General features: G+C 56.6%; 3 protein-coding genes. 1 reads left to right on the forward strand and 2 read right to left on the reverse strand.

The window, feature by feature from the left end:
- Together aspS and AC2VLY_RS01150 are read right to left on the reverse strand one after the other, a co-directional pair.
- Positions 1-938, reverse strand: a 938-nt coding sequence (gene aspS / locus AC2VLY_RS01145; RefSeq protein ID WP_486921633.1) for an aspartate--tRNA ligase, incomplete at its 3' end; no start/stop codon positions are given.
- Positions 939-1036: 98 nt separating this feature from the next.
- Complete coding sequence (locus AC2VLY_RS01150) at positions 1037-1297, reverse strand: FmdB family zinc ribbon protein (RefSeq protein ID WP_193650850.1); 261 nt, start codon at positions 1295-1297, stop codon at positions 1037-1039.
- 108 nt (positions 1298-1405) lie between these two features.
- Here AC2VLY_RS01150 and AC2VLY_RS01155 point away from each other — a divergent pair.
- On the forward strand, positions 1406-1986 hold a 581-nt coding region (locus tag AC2VLY_RS01155), incomplete at its 3' end, for a MarC family protein (protein WP_486921634.1).

The following is a 1986-nucleotide window of genomic DNA, read 5'->3' on the forward strand; positions in this document are numbered from 1 at the left end:
GCGGCCTCCCGAAATACCTTGAACTCCACGCTGCGCATCAGGTCGCTCAGCTCGGTCAGCTCCAGGGGATTGCGCAAATCGGGGCGATCCACGCCAAAACGGTGCATGGCATCCGCGTAGGTCATGCGTGGGAAAGGATTGGGCAGATCAATACCGAGCACTTCCGCAAACAGTCCGCGAATCATCGGTTCGGCAATACCCATGACCGCTTCTTCATCCACAAAAGAGGCTTCTATATCAATCTGGGTAAATTCCGGCTGCCGGTCGGCGCGTAAGTCTTCATCCCGAAAACATTTGGTAATCTGATAATAACGATCAATACCCGCGACCATCAGCAGTTGTTTGAACAGCTGGGGACTTTGCGGCAAAGCGAAAAAATGACCCGGCTGGGTTCGGGACGGGACCAGATAATCGCGGGCACCCTCCGGTGTCGAGCGGGTCAGAACCGGCGTCTCAACATCCATGAAACCGCCACTGTCCAGATAACGGCGCACGTAGCTGGTGACCTGATGGCGCAAACGCAGGCGTCCCAGCATTTCCGGGCGGCGCAAATCCAGATAACGGTATTTGAGACGCAGGTTTTCAGCAATGTCCTCTTCATCCAGAGGAAACGGAACCGGCTCGGAGCGGTTCAGAATTTCGATGCGCGTCGCCATGAGTTCGACTTTGCCACTGGGCATGTGTAGATTTTCCGTACCCGCAGGGCGGGCCCGCAACACCCCTTCGACACTCAAAACAAACTCGCTCCGGCATTCATTAGCCGCCGCGAAGGCTTCCGCCTGATCAGGATCAGCGACCACCTGAACCAGCCCTTCCCGGTCCCTGAGATCAATGAAAACCACGCCGCCATGATCACGACGGCGCTGGGCCCATCCACAGAGACGCACGGTCTGTCCGATCAGCTTCTCGTTTATGCCATTACAATAATGTGTCCGCATGCTGCGTCCCGTGTAGTTATGTCAAATTCCGTCATCAAATAACAAAGGCCGCCTGACCGGCGGCCCGCGCACAATCTATCCCCGCTGCAGGCGCGGCGTCAATGACAGGCGCAACTGCCGCCCGGGCAAGCGGGCGCGGCACTGCTGGCGGCTTCGCTTTTGGTCGAACCACCCTTACTGCCCTTGAAATCTGTCTCGTACCAGCCGGACCCCTTCAGCGCAAAAGCGCCAGCACTGAGCTGCCGCTCCAGGCCCGGTTTGCCGCAGGCCGGACAATCGGTCAGACGGGCGTCACTCATGCGCTGCTCTGCGCTCAAATGATGTCCACAGTCCTTGCATACATACTCATAAGTTGGCATCGTATCCACTCCGTATTGGGTTGTAACTGAATATGCCTATTAAATACGTCTTCAGGCACCATTTTTCAAGCGTTCTGTGCACTGCACAGTCTGTCACGGTAATTTTGAATGTCCATCGCGCCTGAACTGCATAACGCCCTGCAAACCCTCATTGCCCTGCTCGCCATTCTTAATCCCATCGGGGCCATTCCCATTTTCATTGCCTTGACGGCTGACGAAGATCCGGCCCAGCAACTGGCCACCATCAAACTGGCCTCCAGAACCGTCGCCATCGTGTTGCTCATCGCCGCTTTTCTGGGTGAGTACATTCTCCAGTTTTTTGGCATCAGCATTGCCGCCTTTCAGGTAGCCGGGGGCATGGTCCTGATGTTGCTGGCCTTTAATATGTTGCAGGCAAAATCCAGCCGTTACCGCCACACTCCGGAAGAAACGGCCGAGGGCATGAGCAAGGAAGCGGTAGCCGTGGTACCACTGGCCATTCCGCTGATGGCGGGTCCGGGCACCATGATTACGGTGATTATTGCCCATCATAAAAATGCTTCCTGGTTTGCCAGCGGGCTATTGATTCTGGACATCCTGATCATTGCCGGAGTCGCCTACGCGGCGCTGCGCCTGGCCCGGCCATTGTCACGGCGTCTGGGCGTAACCGGCATCAACATATCCACCCGAATTTTCGGGCTGGTCCTGGC

This window comes from Acidithiobacillus sp. TH-A36 (genome assembly GCF_057473445.1).

Bases quoted from the DNA above. Each gene is read 5' to 3' on its own strand.
- AC2VLY_RS01150 (WP_193650850.1), bottom strand. From the start codon at position 1,297: ATGCCAACTTATGAGTATGTATGCAAGGACTGTGGACATCATTTGAGC.